The organism is Paenibacillus sinensis (assembly GCF_019904155.1).
Classification (GTDB): Bacteria; Bacillota; Bacilli; order Paenibacillales; family Paenibacillaceae; genus Paenibacillus_AQ; species Paenibacillus_AQ sinensis.
Map to the genome: position 1 here is coordinate 21,136 of NZ_JAHCMB010000227.1, position 16,694 is coordinate 37,829.

Below are 16,694 nucleotides of genomic sequence, written 5' to 3' on the forward strand. Positions count from 1 at the left end.
TCAAGAAAGGACGATTCATGTGTTGGCGGAACTTACCCATTCCATCGAAATCGGCGGCAGAAGGCTTACGGTCTGGCTGCCGCCCTCCTATCCTCACTCCGAAAGGCGTTATCCTGCCGTGTACATTCACGATGGCGGGCAGCTTATGCTGAGCTGCTGCAATTACGTACAGCGGCAGTTCAGGGAAGGCGGACTGGATGAGCTGATTATGGTCGGCATCGGAACAGCCTGCCGGACCGATGACTACTCGCCCTGGCCCGCCGAAGCGCTGAAGGAAGGCCGTCCCTCCTTTGGCGGTCATGGTCCGGCATACATCGATGAGATTGCCGACCGGATCAAGCCATATGTGGACGCCCATTACCGAACCGCCCCCGAGCCTGAACACACGGGTATGATCGGCGGATCGCTTGGCGGACTCGTCACTGCGCTGGCCGCATACCTGCGACCCGATGCCTTCCGGAGATTCGGCTTGCTCTCTCCTTCCTTCTGGTTCGAAGGTTTCCGGACCTTTGCCGAGCAGACACCGCTCCCCTCGCGGGACACCCGGTTATATATCTCGGCCGGCAGTCTGGAAGGCGTGTACAAGGATGGCATTCAGAAGCATGCGTTAAGCAGCATTGTGGATACGGTTCAACAATGGCGCCGCCAGGGACTACATTCCGAGAGGCTGAAGCTTCATGTGGAAGAAGATGCGACACATGACTTGGTGTTCATGGCCCGGCAGTTTCCGGAAGCGCTCCGCGAGCTGTATCCGGACGCCGTTCTTCCGGCAGAACCGTTCCAGACGGTAGGCGGAGAAGGCTGCTGCCGGGAGGCTGGTCCAGTTCCGCATCGTCCGGCAGAACCTTTCCAAGCGGGAGACGGGGACTGTCGCCGCTTCCGGGACGCCGATTCTGCTCCACGTCATCCGCGTAATCAACATCATCTCCGGTATTCCGTTCCGGGAACCGAGGTCTTTGATTACAGCTCCGGAATAACAGGCCGCAGCTACCGCATTTCCGTCTACACGCCTTCCATGCCGCCTTCCGGGGATGGCTATCCCGTTCTGTACACGGTTGACATGAATGCCTATTTCGGATCGCTGGCCGAAGCCATGACGCTTCAGACCAGGCATCCCCTGGGGCTGCGGCCCGCAGTGATCGTCGGCATTGGCTATCCTTCGGATGAACCGTTCGTGACCAACAGACGTTTTCTGGATTTAACGATACCCGCTGATCCCGAAGGATTAAGGCCGGATGGCACACCCTGGCCTGCCAATGGGGAAGCCGATTCATTTCAGGACTTTATCGAGAGTGAGTTAATGCCGTTGATCGCCCGGAGATTTCCGGCAGGCAGCGGTAGACGCTCCCTGTTCGGTCACTCGCTGGGAGGCTTCTTCTGTCTGTATACTTTGATGACGAGACCTCATTTGTTTCAAACCTATATCGCGGGAAGTCCATCAATCTGGTGGAAAGATCATGTGCTGTATAACCTGCTGGCGGATTGGAAATGCGAAGACTCCTCTAGTGGGAATAATATGAATAATCTTGCGGAGATCCGCAGTGCCGGATGCGAAGCGGCCGGAGAAGCAGCTGGAGGAGTTATTTCGGAAGCTGTCGGAGAAGCCCAGAGGCAAGCCCGGAAGCGCACCGGAAACCGCCCGGAATATTCGGCCCCGTCAGTTCTTATTGCCATCGGCTCGCAGGAGAAAGGCATAATGCTGCAGGATGCGCAGCGGATGTATGAAGAATTAAAAACGCTGGAGTATAGGAGACTGGGCCGGGTGTCCTATCACCTTTTCGAAGACGAAGGGCATGTGTCGGTGCTCCACCCGCTGATCAGCCGGATGCTTCGGTTCATCTCGGACGAGTCTCAGACCAAATCCTGAATCCACGAAACCGGGCAGCGGCTAATAACAGCGCATGCTTCGAAAGCTACCCAAAGTCCCTCAACCCCTATGTTCATCCACCCCTCCCTCCCAAAAAAATAGAGGTTGTCCCAGGCGGACAGCCTCCATTTTTTACCGATTAATGAATCAAGTCAATCCTTGCTTTGGATCAAGCAGGTTATTTCTTCAGAAGCAGATAAGCGAAATATGGTGCACCGATCAACGCGGCCATGACACCCGCCGGGATACCATCGGGTCCTGCGATGTTGTGCCCGATCAGGTCGGCGACAATCAGCAGCCAGCTTCCCAGCAGAAGCGAGATCGGAATATATAGCTGATGTCTAGGCCCGACTAGCGATTTCGCGATATGCGGAGCCATCAGGCCGATAAAGGCAATGCCTCCTGTCACCGAAACGGCCGATGATGCAAGCGCTACGGCGGCGATCATCAGCAGCAGTCGTTCGCGCTGCATCCGGACGCCGATCCCCACTGTGACATGCTCGCTGAGCGACAGCAGATTGAGAACGTTGGACTTGTACAGCACGAACGGGACAATCAGAATCAACCACGGCAGCAGCGCATAGATGTAGGGCCAATCGGTGCCCCAGATATTACCCGCCAGCCATTTGGCGATAAAGTCGAATTTCTGGCGGTCGGTTGATGAAATGACGATGATCATAAGCCCCGAGAGTGCCATGGAAAATCCTGTACCGGTCAGCACCAGCTTGAGCGGCTTCAGACCCTCCGTCTTGTTGTACGCGAAGAGGTAAATGAGCACCGCGGCGAGAAATCCGCCGGCAAATCCCACAAGCGGCAGTGCATACGCGAAGGACACGGCGTCAATCGGAACATACAGAAAGAACACGGAGACCGCCACACCCGCTCCCGCGTTAATCCCCACAATCCCCGGATCGGCGAGATCATTGCGCGTCACGGCCTGTAGGATGGAACCGGACAGAGCAAGCGCCATCCCCGAGAGCATCGTCACGAGCATGCGGGGCAGACGGACGGAGAAGAGCACGAATTCGTCCTTGAAGGAGCCATGTCCCATGAGGGTTGGAATGATCCGGTCATAGGACACGGAGGATCTGCCGATCCCCATACCGACAAGCAGGGTTCCGATCAGCAGGAGGACCAGCGCGGCGACGATCGCTCTCTGTTTGCGCAATAGTTCGGTGCGGATCATGACAGCGAGCTCCCTCCTTTTCTCACGATGATCAGAAAGAACGGAAGGCCAAGCAGAGCGATAATGGCCGCAACCGGCGTTTCATACGGAGCGTTGATCATGCGGCCTACTGTATCGGCAAGCAGCATGAAAGCACCGCCGCATACCGCCGACAGAGGCAGAATATTCCGGTAATCCGTTCCCGAGAACATTCGCACAATATGCGGAATCATAAGGCCCATAAAAGCCATATTTCCTACCAGAGCGACGGAAGAACCCGAGAGGATGACGACCAGCACGAAGAGGATAACTTTGACCTGCCCGGTACGGAGACCGAGACCGACCGCTGTCGAGTCGTTAAGGCTGAGAATGGTCAAAGGCCGGGCGAAGCCGATCGCGATAATAATGCCGATCACGACGAACGGAAGAATGCTGCGGACCTGATCCCAGGTCGTACCGACAAGGCCTGCAGCCGTCCACATGGAGACATCCTTGGACAGCTTGAAATACAGCGCCACGCCTTCCGCCACCGCTGTCAGAAGCGCGGAGACCGCCGCCCCCGCCAGAACAAGCTGTATGGAGGACAATCCGCTTTTGGAGGCCGCGCCGAGTCCGAATACCATCAGCGCACCAACCGCAGCTCCGACAAAGCATGCCAGCATAATACCGGAATAAGTCAGCGAAGGAATAAAAGCCAGGGCGCAGGCGAGCGCCGCATTGCCCCCGGAGGTAATGCCCAGCAGTCCGGGATCAGCCAGCGGATTGCGCGTCAGGCCCTGCATGATCGCCCCTGAAACAGCCAGAGCCGCTCCTACGAGAAGGCCTGCCGCAATACGCGGCAGGCGGATTTCCCGTATTAAACCGACATTCTCTCCGGACGCATTGGTGAACAGCGCTTGCCAGGCCTCATGAAGCGTTGTCGCCTTGGCCCCTACCACCAGCGATACCGCAAAGGCCAGGACGAGCACTAGAAGCGCAGCTCCGAACTTTCCCCAAGAGAATCCTGTTTGTACGGATACTTGTTTCATCGGAATCACTTGCCCAGGAACATCTTGATGAAGAAATCGAGCTGGTAATCGAGCGTCAGCGCATCATTGAAGTAGAAGCCCTTGGCATCGACCTCATATACCTGGTTGTTCTTGACGGCCGGGATATTCTTATACGTTTCGGTCTGCTGGAAGGCGTTATCCATGTCGGAGCTCTTGCTGAAAATGACATAATCGCCCATATATTCAGGAAGAACTTCAAGGGACACGGCATACCAGCCGTCCTTGGCGACCGCTTCCTTCACTTTCGCCGGCATGTTCAGATTCATGCCCTGATACAGAATTTCCGTACCGCGGCCCCAGTGATCGCCGAAGACGTAGAACTGCTTGGCGTCATTCTCCATGACGGAGACGGTCTTGTCGCCGATCTTCGCCCGGATTTCCTCACCTGCTGCTGCCATCCGCGCTTTGAAGTCATCAACCCAGGCCCGGGCCTCTTTCTCCTTGTTCAAGGCCTTGCCGATTTCGATATGCTGGGTCAAAAAATCGACCTTGGCGTACGTATACACAACTGTCGGGGCAATCTGCTTGAGCTTGTCCAGATTCTTCACGCTGTCGTAGCCGATGATAAGATCCGGCTTCAGCTCGATGATCTTCTCCAGATCCTCATCGGATACGGCCTCAACGTCCTTCAGCTTATCCGCGAAATTGGGGTTGCTCTTGCTCCAGGAATCAACGCCTACCAGGTTGACGCCAAGCGCCAGCACATTACCCGTGAAGCCGGACAGTACCACGACGCGCTGCGGATTCACCGGAACTTCTACCGGACCTGCGTCCGATTGGTATGTAAACGTCCCAGTGCTTCCTTCTGCGGCAGCGGCCGTGCTTTCTGCCGAGGCTGCAGGCGCCGATGCAGCCGGGCTGGCTGAACCTGGACTAGAGCTTGCCGCAGAGCCTCCGGCGTTATTTCCACCATTATTGCCACAGGCTGTAACCACCGCCATCATCAGAATGAATACTGGAATCCACCACTTCTTCATTTCCTCATCCCCCTATCAAGCTCTTGTATGTATTAGTGATAATGATTATCACTTTCAATGTTTTAAACTTTAATTTGTCCTGCGCAATCTGTCAATGGCATAAGGGAAAATTTTTGAGCAGAAGCCGAAATAATCATCACGCATTGTATGAATCCGGGAAATCAGGATATGATTGAGGTCGGAAAACCAGTTATTGGGGGGACAATATGCACAATTTAACGATCAGAGAAGCCGTCGAAAGCGACCTCGATCTGCTGGCGGAAATGAACAAACAGCTTATTGAGGATGAACAGCATGACAATTCCATGGATTCCGGTCAGCTGAAGGAGCGCATGCAGCGGTTCATCGAAACCGACTACACCGCCTATTTATTTCTCTGCAAGGGGGAAGCAACAGGCTATTCATTGATTAGGCATCATTCCGTTCCGCTGTACATCAGACATTTCTTCATCCGCCGGGAATACCGCCGCCAGGGACTCGGAAGAGAAGCCTTCCGCGTCCTGACGAGCCATCTGCATACGGACAATCTTGATGTTGAAGCGATGTTCTGGAACGAGCAGGCGCTGGGTTTCTGGAGATCGCTCGGGTTCAAGGAGAAAAGCGTGTATTTTCGTTCCGGTCCGAATCCGTAATCCGGCTCGAATCGAAACCTCACTTTTTCAATATCGGCACGTTCATTGGGGACTGCTTATGGATGAATTCCGATATCCCAACGGTCAGGATTTCAGATTATTCAAATCATAAGTCGTTCCGCGCCAGGTCATGCCGCCGTTCACTTTCGCCCGGTAAGCGCCTCTGACTCCACCGGCAATCAGGCAGAGGCCGATTAACGGATGCGCCAGACCGTACCATGCTCCTCCCCCGGCATGCCGTGAGTACAGAAAGTACAGCCAGAGCACGGACAGCAAGCTGAAACCGCAAAGCGCTCTTGCTCCGACAGGGCCCAAGAACAGACCAGCCCAGGGATACAGCATGGTCAGCATGCAGGCCACAGCGGTCATCACGGCTTTGCCCGGCGTGAACAAGGACTTCTCCACGCTTCCGATCAACTGGCGGAGACTTTCATACCAATTCCAGACCGCGATCATTCCGGTGCCGTACATCACATTCTGGCGCAGACCGGACTTCTTGATCCTTTTGGCAAGCTCATTATCGTCGGTGGTCACGTACGAAAAAGCGGCGTGGGTGCCGATCGCCTCATATGCGCTTCGGCGCAGCAGATTGAACGCCCCTACACCCAGCGTCTGGGGCGCCTTCGGGTCCTTGGCCTTCCACAGCATCCCGAACGATGAAGCGCTGGAGAAGATATACGCTCCGTACCATTTGGAGAAAAGATGGCTGCCCTTGAACTCGGGAATAAGCGACAAGTGGTCGACCGCTTCATTTCGGCAGCTGGTCTCGGCCTTGGCGAGGCATTCCGGATGAAACAGGATGTCTCCGTCCGTGAACAGCAGCCATTCCCCTTTTGCCAGCTTGGTCCCTACATAGAGAGCATGGCTTTTGCCCATCCAGCCTTCCGGCAGTTCCGTGATCTGAAGGCCCGTCACCTGCGGAAACTCGGCTTCCATCCGCTTGATGATGTCACCCGTATCATCAGAGGAACGGTCATTGACGACAATAATTTCAACCCGGTCATAGCTCTGGGCCGCCAGCGACCGGATGCAGCGTTCCAGCGCTTTTTGCTCGTTGCGGACCGCGATTACAACCGAGATCAGGGGCTGAATGACTTCCGGCTCCGGTTCCGGTTTCGTTTCGGCCAAACGGTCGATTTCACGGCCCTTTAAGCTATACAGAACTGCGGCCCAGCCCCACATCAGCAGGTTGATCCCGCCAAGAATCCAATACAGTACGTTCATTCGTCAACCTCTCCCGCATAAAATTGTACGATCGTTCTAATGTTGGCAAAAAAGAAAGCGGCCTGCTTGCAGCCGATTTCTCCCGACTAAGCTTTGGGTCCCGCATCCAGAGCTTGATCGTCATCATATCCTGGTGCGGCCACCGCTTTTACGAACATTTTCGCCGTCTCCCGGTACAAGCTCCGCAGTATCTCCCTGTCCAAGGTATGCACGAACACATTGAGTCCGCCAAGCCACGCGCCGAGCAGCATGCTCAGGCGATCCGGATCGCCCTTGCCGAAGAGGCCTGCGTCCATTCCTTCCGCGATAATACTCCGGTAGGCTGCGACCGGTGTGGCTGCAAGTCCGTAAAGCGCCTGCAGTGTAGAAGGCTGAACATCCGGAAGCGCGGCAAGCTCCTGACCCGCTTTCAACAGATCCTGCTGATAATTGTCCATGACAAAATCGGCAATGGCATATACCTTCTCAACCGCCGATCCGCAAGCCGCGGCCCGCTCCTCCCAGCGTTCTCCCCAGCTCCGGATCGTCTGCTGCGCCAGCACGACAAACAGCTCTTCCTTGCTCTTGAAGTGATAATAAATATGTCCCTTGCTGTGGCCCGCCGCCTTCGATATATCACTGATGGAGGTTGCGATATACCCCTTGCGCGAGAACAGCGCTTCGGCTTCGCGCAGCACATCGTGGCGGACCTGTTCACTGTCGTAAGATCTTTTGGTCATGTCCAGTCACAGTTTCCCTCACAGAATAGAACGCTCGTACTAAATCCATCTTACAAGAAGCTTTCTTTGTTTACAAGCGAAATTCAGGTTCATACCGGATTGATGCGGTTAACGGAGCACCACCTCCGGCTTGTTTTGCCAATTCCCTCTGAATACCGAATGCACATGTTCTTTCAGCTTCTGAAGATCGACTGACCGCAAGTATTCCCAACCAAGCCACTTCATTTGCACTCCGGACGGCAGACCGTTATCCACCTCCGCGTTCAATGACGCAAAAGAGCAGGCCGCCACCTCCCGGCCAAGCCGGGCCCCGGTGATATAATTCGCGATAGGAGCAAGATCGTTATAACGATCCCGGCGGACAAGCATGAAGAGCGGGTTGCACAGCGCGCCGTCCTCCGGCCAGATAACGGATACACGATCCGGACGTGGACATACCTTTGCGAACGCCCACGGCAGCACATAAATCGCCGCGCCTTCACCGGACGGGCTCCCTGCCGCTTTGGCCATTCTCGAACCGTGCCAGCCGTCCTTGATCGTTACGCCCAGCCGTTCTACACCTTCATCGCCATGTTCTTTGTAGATATGCATCAGCAGCATCTCAGAAATTTTCTCCGATGAGCCGACCACAATGACATTGTTCTCATACACCGGATTCATCAGATCGGCCCATACGGTGGGTCTTGGCAGCGAGCCGATCCGGGTCTCGTCAATCATCATCACATACGGATAAACACCGTAGAGCGTATACGCGCCGTAAGGATCGATAAGCTCGGAAGGAAGTCCGGCGTTCAGCGGCATGTCCACGGATTGAAACAGCCCCCGGCTCAGCAGATTGTCTCTGAATTCCGCTCGGAAATAATCAGAAATCCCGCATCCCGTCACGATGCCTGGAAATTCGGAAATATCGCTAGTCTGCCATACATTCCGGTAGGGGTTCCCGCTTCCGCAGTTTCTCGGCAAATAACAGTTGAACATTCCGCCGGTCTCTTCCCGGTATTCGGTCATCCAATCGTCGAAACAGGCCTGAAACCGCTGGCGCATCAGACAAATCGACATTCCGAGAAAATCAAGCTCTCCGGGCGGCGGAAGCAGCCCCTCTTCCTCTCCCTCGTTCAACAGCGACAGCAGCGTGTCCGCCGGCTTGCTCTCGCTCTTCAGCATCCGGTTCAGATACGCATCATTGCCATAGCGGTCCAGCAATTCTGCCGTTCCTCCCACGCCGAAATAATCGGTAAGCACTTCCGACTTGTGCGGGTAATCCCGCAGCACCTCGCCAAGCTTCAAATACGTTCTTATCGCTCCCACCTTGATTCCTCCCTCTGTCTCATTGTCCTCCTTCTGCGATGACTGCTCTTGTTTCATCCGATTTTCTTAAATTTTGCTGAAAAAGGGAGTGAGGAATGTCACTGGAATCGCATGAATCAAAGCGGATTTCACAAGGTTGTCTCAGGTTGCGTTATCCGGTAATATCCCGGTATGATTTAGCCCTTCCTCTGAGCAGCAGGACAAACAGCGGCGGCCCGGCCAGCAGAAGGAGCAGCAGACTTCCTCCTATGTCTCCCCAGCCTGCCATCCCCGATGAAATCAAGCGGTAGAACGCATAGACCGAATACGGCAGCACAATCAGAATCGAGGTCGTGACGCCGGGCGTGTACATTTTGAGATAGATAGCCTGAAAAACATGCGTGAACGCATGCAGAAAAAACAGGGACAGCGCAGCGAGAAATGGAAGGTAGAACGAGAAGAATGCCGCCATCCCAGTGAACGCCACGATAAAGCCGTACACATACAGGACATCGAGCGCGAACCGGCGGGTTCCGCAGAACAGGGAAGCGTAGAGAGCCTTCCGGGCAAAAGGCGGCAGTGTGCCCAGCACCTTATCCCGGTTGCGGTCTGCCCATTCTTCCACAGTCAGAATTTCTTCGAAATCATGAAACATGAACAGCACGGGGAACAGCCACAGCAGACTGGACCAATCCACCGCCGAATCGAGTCCATGCAGCATAACGCCACCTCCAGCAAAATAATAGGCACAGCCTATTTCAATATTCCTCGCAAAAACAGCCTTGCCGCCCGATTCCCCAGCTCCTCGACGCTTCGTTCCCCATTCATCAGGTAGCGGTACGCCAAGTATTCCACGGCGGCAACAAGCGATTCCGCAGCCAGCTCTGGCTCGATCTCCGGGCTGACGACACCCCGTGACTGGTTCAGCCGGATATTGCCGGCAACCTCAAGGACAAGCTCCAGCCGGATTCGTTCGCCGGCAGCTCCTTGCAGCGCGATTCGGGTCAGATTCAGATTCTCCCCCAGCAGCCTGAACATCGCGGTCATCGCATGTGCCGCGAACGCTTCCAGCTTGCCCTCCGGCTGCCTTCCGGCTTCTTCCCCCGCATTGCTGAGCTGCCTGAGCCGATTCTCGAAACGCTGCAACAGCTCATTCATCAGCTTTTCCTTGCCGGGAAAATACAAATAGAACGAAGCCTGGGTCACTCCGGCATCCGCGACAATCTGACTGACTGTTGTTCCATGATAGCCCTGTGCCGCAAACAGCGCTTCCGCCGATGCCAGCAGCCGTGCACGGGTCGCTTCTCCCTTGGCTCCCGCCATTGTTCCATACCTCCCTAAGATTGAAAAACATAACTGATTAGTTAGTTATTTTCCTATTATAGCCATTTCGCTGCCAAATTGAAGCCCTTTTCTTGCCTTATAAGGAAAAAAGCATAGGAAGTTTCGGAGATAGCGTTTACAATATAGTGGAAATGATACGTCCGCATTCAAATAACGGGGTCTATCGCCCCGGCAGGAGGTTATTATGCTCGATCAGAATACCTTGAAGGATCTGCCCCGAAGCACACCGGAACAGCAAGGTATCCCTTCCGGTTCGATTCGGGATTTTATCACGGAAATTGAAGAGCGCGGTCTTGAGCTGCATAGTATGATGCTCCTTCGGGATGGACATGTTGTTGCCGAGGGCTGGTGGCATCCTTACCGCCGTGAGCTGCCTCATTCGCTGTTCTCGCTCAGCAAGAGCTTCACTTCGGCCGCCATCGGACTGGCCGTCTCGGAGGGACTTCTGAAGACGGAAGATTCCGTCATCTCCTACTTCCCGGAGCATGCAAAGGGGGAACCGGACGAACGTCTGTCGTCCATGACCATTCGCCACCTGCTTACTATGTCCAGCGGACATGGCGGCGAGACCTTGATCTCGGTCAATCGCGATAACCACAAGAGCTGGTCGGAGATCTTCTTCTCCGCGCCGCTGGAATACGAGCCAGGCAGCCAATTCGTCTACAACAGCGGTGCGACCTACATGCTGTCGGCTATCCTTCAGAAGGTTGCCGGCATGACAATGCTCGATTATTTGCGGCCCCGCCTCTTTGACCCGCTCGGGATCGTGAACCCGTTCTGGGAGACTTGTCCCGACGGGATTACCGCCGGCGGTTGGGGACTGTATCTGCGGACGGAGGATATCGCGAAATTCGGTCAGCTGCTGCTGCAGGAAGGCATCTGGAACGGTACCAGACTTCTGGATTCCGGCTGGATTCAGGAAGCAACATCCAAGCAAATCTCTAACGGCGATGCGGAAGACAGCGAATGGTCGCAGGGCTACGGCTATCAATTCTGGCGCTGCAGATACGGGGCGTACCGCGCTGACGGCGCATTCGGACAGCTGTGTGTGGTTATGCCGGAGCAGCGCGCCATATTCGCTGCAACGGCCGCTGTTGACGATATTCAAGCCGTGCTGAGCACTTTGTGGAAGCATATCCTCCCCGCCTTCTCCGCAGCCTCTGTGCCTGCCGATCCGGCGAGCGAAGACTCCCTGAAGAGAAGACTTGAAGGACTGTCTATTCAGCCGCCCGGCACTCTGCCTGCCTCCGGCCGGGAGAGCGAAATTTCCGGAAGAAGACTCATTCTTAAGCCGAACAGTTCCGGACTGGAATGGCTCTCGCTCCAATTTCGGGACGACGAGGCAGAGCTGACCGTGAGCTACGCCGGCCAGCACCTGTCAGTGCTGCCCGGAAGACGGCGCTGGCAGGATGGCGAGACCGTATTCGAAGGAAATCCCAATATCCGTGTATCGTCCGCCTTCAGCTGGGACGGACCTGACCGGATTGAAGCTGCCGTTCGTGTCATCGAGTCGCCGGTCTGCATTACGCTCGCCCTTGTCTTTGACAAGGACAACTGCACGCTTCACTATAAGGAACACCCGACCTTTGAGAATACCGGGACAACCGTGATTGAAGGAGCTTGGGAATAAGGTCTCGGCTGCCAGGACAAAAACAAGAGGCAAGCGAAGCAGCATTCAATGCCGCAGCGCTTGCCTCTTTCGTTGATGGAAGTATAGCTGCCGGGCCAGGCCTGTCTAAAGAGATGCCGTCAGCTCCAGTGCGTTATCCCCACTCTGAAGCGCCAGCTCCTGCCCGGTTATCTTCCAGGTTTTATACCCAGTTACCCCGGCGGAACACCGGCTCCAGCGTACCGTCCGGAAGCTCGCCGTCGATATCCAGCTCGGCCGAGCCGATCATGAAATCGACATGGGTCAGGCTCACGTTCGCGCCTGCCTGGAGCAATTCCTCCCTGCTCAGCTTCGTTCCGCCTTCGATGTTGACTGGATAGGCGCTGCCAAGCGCGAAATGACAGGATGCGTTCTCGTCGATGCCTGTGTTGTAGAAGATGCGGTTCAGCCGCGATATCGGCGAATCATGCGGCACAAGCGCCATCTCGCCCAGGTAGGACGCGCCTTCGTCCGTCTCCAGCAGAGTCGCGAGATGCTCGCGTCCTTCGGCGGCGTCGAACGCCGTGACCTTGCCGTCCGTGAAGGTCAGCTTGATGCCATCCACCAGCCGACCGTTCAGGTTGAGCGGCATCGTGCTGCTGACCGTCCCGTTCACGCGGGCCCGGTGAGGCATGGTGTACACTTCCTCTGTCGGCATATTGGCGACGAAGTACACACCCTGCCCGTTCTCGCCCCCGGCGGCCCGCCACAGATGCCCTTCCGGCAGCCCGACCTTAAGGTCCGTTCCGGGCGCCCGGTAATGCAGGCTGCGGTAGCGCTTCGCGTTCAGCCGCTCCTGGCTCTTCTTCAGCGCGGCGATATGCTCCCGCCACGCCTCCACCGGGTCGCGCTCCTCATCGACCCGGTTCATGTGGAAGATCGCCTCCCACATGGCGGTGATCCGCTGCTCTTCGGGCAGGTCGGCGAATACTTTGGCCGCCCACGCCCGGGTGGGCGCCTTGATCAGCGACCAGCTGATCTTGTTATTCCGCGTGAAGGCGGAATATTTCTGGTTCGCGACCGCGGCAGCCTTGACTGCGGTCGCAACGGCACCGGCGTCGACCCCGCTCAGAAGCTCGGGGTCCGGCACCTTGATGCGCAGGATGGCTCCGCCTTCCTCCGCGAATTTCTCCATCATATCCGAGTGCCACTGCGGATAGTAACCGAATGAATCCGCTGGCGCATGCTCATAGCGGATACGGGTTACCGCTTCATCGTCCCAATCCACCATGACGTATTTCGCGCCCGCGTCATACGCCTTGGCGACGATAAGCCGTGTCAGCTCGGCCGTCTCAAGCGGCGCGTTCACGATCAGCACCTGGCCGGGCTGAACGTTCACCCCGATCTTGATGACGAGCTGGGCGTATTTGTCCAGAAGTTGTTCAAAAGATTTCATCTCTGCAAGCCTCCGATGTAAGTTAAAAATAGTACGTTGAAAATATACAGCGCATTACTCCATTTTATCACAAATCCGCAATAGACAATCTTACACGCCTTCGAGCTCCAGGGAAACCGGACAATGATCGCTGCCCATCACGGCGCATTCGATGCCCGCAGCCGCGACAGAGCCGGCCAGCCGGGAGGAAACCAGGAAATAGTCAATCCGCCAGCCCACATTCCGCTCTCTGACCTTCGGCATGTAGGACCACCAGGAATACATATCGGTCTTGTCCGGATACAGATGGCGGAACGAATCGACGAAGCCGGCTGCCAGCAGCTCGGTCATCTTGCCCCGCTCCTCATCCGTGAAGCCCGAATTGCCCCTATTCGCCTTGGCGTTCTTCAGATCGATTTCACGATGCGCCACGTTGAGATCACCGCACACGACAACGGGCTTGTCCCGGTCGAGCTTCAGGAGATAATCACGGAATCTGTCCTCCCACTCCAGCCGGTAGGGCAGCCGCGAAAGATCGCGGCGCGCGTTCGGAGTGTACACATTGATCAGATAAAAGTTCTCGTATTGGAGTGTCAGCACTCTGCCTTCCGGGTCATCCTCTCCATCCAGCCCGCGGTTGACAGACAAGGGCTCGGTTTTGGTGAAGACGGCGGTTCCCGAATACCCTTTTTTCTCGGCGTAGTTCCAATATTGAAGGTATTTGCCGCCATGATCGAGGAGAATCTGTCCCTCCTGCAGCTTCGTCTCCTGCACACAGAAGATATCGGCATCCGCCTCCGCAAAATAATCGTTAAAGCCTTTATTCACACACGCTCTGAGACCGTTGACATTCCAGGATATCAGCTTCATCCCTTCATTTCCCCTTCCGTTTACTTATGTATGTTCAATCCGATATGCTTCAATCTGTGATTTTTATGGAACGGCAGTTCGCCTTTTTCATGATACAATAAATTCATCCTGCAGTGAAAGAAAGGAATACGATGATGAACGGACCTTTAGAATTGCTGGTCACTTCGCTGGAGCAGCTGCGCCAGCCCGCAGAAGCCGCTGCCATGAGCGCTTACCAGCGCAATCAATTCCCATTCCTCGGCGTCCGGACGCCCGAGAGAAGGCTTGTCCTGAAGCAGTTTCTGGCCGGGCATCCGGCGGACAAGTCATGGGTTTCCCTGCTATGGGAGCTTCCGGAACGGGAGTATCACTACTGCGGTGTGGACATTCTGCTTGCCTTGAAAAAGAAGCTCAACCCTTCGGACATTCCCCTCATCGAAGACTGCATTACCCGGCACTCCTGGTGGGATACCGTCGATCTCCTCGCCTCGGGCGCTGCCGGTGCGCTGCTGCGGAATTACCCAGAACTCCAAGATGAATGCGGCAGCAAATGGATTGCCTCGGAGAATATGTGGCTCAACCGGACCGCCATCCTGTATCAGCTGCACTACAAGGACTCGACGGATGAACACCGGTTGTACCGGTACATCCGGACGCATGCCGGCTCGAAGGAATTCTTCATCCAGAAAGCGATTGGCTGGGCGCTCAGAGAGTATTCCAAGTTCAATCCGGCCTCTGTGGAGGCATTCATCGCGAAGGAGGAGCTGATGCCGCTGAGCCGGCGGGAAGGCCTGAAATGGCTGCAGCGACAGTCTGGACAATCCTCGTAACAAAATAAAGGGGCCGAATCCGGCCCCCCAGTATACTATAAATGACTATTTTACTCCAGCTCACATGACCCTTCATTCCCTATAGCCTCTGACTTCACTTCACATGGCTGCCCCAAATGGACACGCCTTCTTCCGACTGGACGGTGAACGTCATCACGCGGCTCTGCGTCCCTTCGTCCCACTCGCGGAGAAATACACCGTCGTATTCGGTTCCGTCAATGTTCATGACCGCTTTATGCCCATCCTTCAAGCTCCAGGTTCCGTTAACTGCGCCGGTTACAGTGCCGTCTTCCTTCAGCTCGATGATTTCGGATAGGACCGTCTCCGCCGAGATGTCCTTGCCGTGATTCACCATCTTGTAGGACCCTGCCGTATCAGCTTCCTTATAGTCTCCGATCGTCTCACCGGCATACCGGTGAGGCGCGACGACAGGCCAGCCCTTCTCGTTCATGAACATTTGATGCACGCGCACCTCGTGCTCTTCTCCTCTTCCCGGAAAGCGGGTGTGGAAGATCAGGTAGTATTTGCCGGTGTCTTCATCGTAATACGCGGAGTTGTGTCCGGGCGAGACGTAACCCTCGCTGAGCGTATCCTTCTCGTTGTCCGCGGGCTGGAATTCGAAGTTGCCCATCAGCTTCACACCGTACGGCGCATAGGCCGGATCGTCAAACAGCACGCCAGGCGTCCCCTGCGCTTCGATCATATCCTGTCCCTGGGCATCGGTAAACGGACCGTCCGGCGATTTCGACCGGGCAACACGGATATTGTAGCCCCCATCCGCCGTTAGTCCTCCAAAGGAGAGGAACAGGTAGTAATAATCCGTCTCCGGACTGTACAGCATATACGGGCCTTCGATGCGGGCGTGGTAGCCTCCGAGCACTTTTTTGCCATAGCCCTCACTCTTCAGCGGTTCTCCCGTCTTGGGGTCCAATTTCAATACAAAGATTCCGCCGGAATATGAGCCATAGACCATCCACAACTCTCCGTTTTTATCGAAAAACACATCCGGGTCCACCACATTGGGCTGCTTGTTCGCATTATATACCGTTCCGTCATCGGAAATCCCGTTCATGCCCGATTTGAGAATAATGCCCTTGTTCTTGTAAGGACCTTTAATTTTATTCGACACGGCTATGCCCATGGCCGACAGTGGGGAATCTCCCTTGCAGGCATTATAGTACATGTAGAATTTGCCATCCGCCAGCTGAATGACATCCGGCGCCCACAGCGTGTCCGACTGCGCCCATCCCAATGTCTCGGACAGCTCTGTTGTCACATTCGGAATCAGCGGATTGCCGTCCGCTACTCCGTCCGAAATTTGCGTCCAGGACATTAAATCCTTCGATTTGGCTGACGCCAGATGAGAGCCGAATACATAATACGTGTCCTTGACCTTGATCACCGATGGATCATGAACGGAAACGTCGGCAAAGACCGGAGCTGCTTCAGCCCCTCCGTCCCCTCCATTATCGGCCTGCTCCGCCGGTGAGCCGCAAGCACTCAACAAACCTGCTGTCAATACTAACGAAAGGCCCAGCTTCTTCTTCAACATGATCATCCCCCTATGTATACCCTTTCATTTTGAATCGGAGAGGGATTTGTGTCAATGATTATTTTATATTTACTTAATTCGTTTCATATTTTATTGAAATTAAAAGGACCAGAATTGACTTAGATTGCGTTAGCAACCGGAACATATGATCCGTATAGACTACTACTTAAGGAGCT

At 55.3% G+C, this 16,694-nt stretch carries 15 protein-coding genes; 4 read left to right on the top strand and 11 right to left on the bottom strand.

Annotation, left to right across the window (positions count from 1 at the left end; genetic code table 11):
- Positions 1–22 precede the first annotated feature (22 nt).
- Positions 23–1,867 (top strand): alpha/beta hydrolase, encoded by a 1,845-nt coding sequence (locus KIH86_RS27380; protein WP_223082606.1) that lies wholly within the window; start codon positions 23–25, stop codon positions 1,865–1,867.
- A gap of 178 nt (positions 1,868–2,045) precedes the next feature.
- Here KIH86_RS27380 and KIH86_RS27385 read toward each other — a convergent pair whose 3' ends face one another.
- From KIH86_RS27385 to KIH86_RS27395, 3 genes are read right to left on the bottom strand one after another with little or no spacing between them, the layout of a single operon-like run.
- Positions 2,046–3,053, bottom strand: coding sequence for a FecCD family ABC transporter permease (locus tag KIH86_RS27385; RefSeq protein ID WP_223082603.1), 1,008 nt, complete (start codon positions 3,051–3,053; stop codon positions 2,046–2,048).
- Positions 3,050–4,060 carry a FecCD family ABC transporter permease gene (locus KIH86_RS27390; RefSeq protein ID WP_223082601.1) on the bottom strand — a complete coding sequence of 337 codons (1,011 nt, stop codon included), beginning with the start codon at positions 4,058–4,060 and terminating at the stop codon, positions 3,050–3,052. The genes KIH86_RS27385 and KIH86_RS27390 overlap by 4 nt, the downstream gene beginning before the upstream one ends.
- A 5-nt stretch (positions 4,061–4,065) precedes the next feature.
- Positions 4,066–5,058 carry an iron-hydroxamate ABC transporter substrate-binding protein gene (locus tag KIH86_RS27395; RefSeq protein ID WP_223082599.1) on the bottom strand — a complete coding sequence of 331 codons (993 nt, stop codon included), beginning with the start codon at positions 5,056–5,058 and terminating at the stop codon, positions 4,066–4,068.
- Positions 5,059–5,264: 206 nt separating this feature from the next.
- Between KIH86_RS27395 and KIH86_RS27400 the strand changes: the two genes are divergently transcribed.
- Positions 5,265–5,690: a GNAT family N-acetyltransferase gene (locus tag KIH86_RS27400; protein WP_223082597.1), complete on the top strand. Its 426-nt coding sequence runs from the start codon at positions 5,265–5,267 to the stop codon at positions 5,688–5,690.
- A gap of 84 nt (positions 5,691–5,774) precedes the next feature.
- On the opposite strand, the gene KIH86_RS27405 is transcribed toward KIH86_RS27400, so the two are convergent.
- The 5 genes from KIH86_RS27405 to KIH86_RS27425 form a co-directional block, all read right to left on the bottom strand.
- Complete coding sequence (locus KIH86_RS27405) at positions 5,775–6,914, bottom strand: glycosyltransferase (RefSeq protein WP_223082594.1); 1,140 nt, start codon at positions 6,912–6,914, stop codon at positions 5,775–5,777.
- A gap of 86 nt (positions 6,915–7,000) precedes the next feature.
- A complete protein-coding gene (locus KIH86_RS27410; RefSeq protein ID WP_223082592.1) occupies positions 7,001–7,633 on the bottom strand; it encodes a TetR/AcrR family transcriptional regulator in 633 nt (210 codons plus the stop codon).
- Positions 7,634–7,741: 108 nt separating this feature from the next.
- Entirely contained in the window at positions 7,742–8,941 is a 1,200-nt protein-coding gene (locus tag KIH86_RS27415; RefSeq protein WP_223082590.1) for an ABC transporter substrate-binding protein, read from the bottom strand.
- Positions 8,942–9,092: 151 nt separating this feature from the next.
- A complete protein-coding gene (locus tag KIH86_RS27420; protein WP_223082588.1) occupies positions 9,093–9,641 on the bottom strand; it encodes an HXXEE domain-containing protein in 549 nt (182 codons plus the stop codon).
- Positions 9,642–9,673: 32 nt separating this feature from the next.
- Positions 9,674–10,243 carry a TetR/AcrR family transcriptional regulator gene (locus KIH86_RS27425; RefSeq protein ID WP_223082585.1) on the bottom strand — a complete coding sequence of 190 codons (570 nt, stop codon included), beginning with the start codon at positions 10,241–10,243 and terminating at the stop codon, positions 9,674–9,676.
- Between the two features lie 205 nt (positions 10,244–10,448).
- Between KIH86_RS27425 and KIH86_RS27430 the strand changes: the two genes are divergently transcribed.
- A complete protein-coding gene (locus KIH86_RS27430; protein ID WP_235775634.1) occupies positions 10,449–11,894 on the top strand; it encodes a serine hydrolase domain-containing protein in 1,446 nt (481 codons plus the stop codon).
- A gap of 181 nt (positions 11,895–12,075) precedes the next feature.
- Here the strand turns inward: KIH86_RS27430 and KIH86_RS27435 are convergent, their stop codons facing one another.
- Together KIH86_RS27435 and KIH86_RS27440 are read right to left on the bottom strand one after the other, a co-directional pair.
- Positions 12,076–13,308, bottom strand: coding sequence for an aminopeptidase (locus KIH86_RS27435; RefSeq protein WP_223082583.1), 1,233 nt, complete (start codon positions 13,306–13,308; stop codon positions 12,076–12,078).
- A gap of 90 nt (positions 13,309–13,398) precedes the next feature.
- Complete coding sequence (locus KIH86_RS27440) at positions 13,399–14,157, bottom strand: exodeoxyribonuclease III (protein ID WP_223082581.1); 759 nt, start codon at positions 14,155–14,157, stop codon at positions 13,399–13,401.
- Positions 14,158–14,291: 134 nt separating this feature from the next.
- Between KIH86_RS27440 and KIH86_RS27445 the strand changes: the two genes are divergently transcribed.
- Positions 14,292–14,966, top strand: a complete 675-nt coding sequence (locus tag KIH86_RS27445; protein WP_223082579.1) for a DNA alkylation repair protein — start codon at positions 14,292–14,294, stop codon at positions 14,964–14,966.
- A gap of 94 nt (positions 14,967–15,060) precedes the next feature.
- Here the strand turns inward: KIH86_RS27445 and KIH86_RS27450 are convergent, their stop codons facing one another.
- On the bottom strand, positions 15,061–16,518 hold the full coding sequence (locus KIH86_RS27450; RefSeq protein WP_223082577.1) for a glycoside hydrolase family 43 protein: 1,458 nt from the start codon (positions 16,516–16,518) through the stop codon (positions 15,061–15,063).
- Positions 16,519–16,694 lie beyond the last annotated feature (176 nt).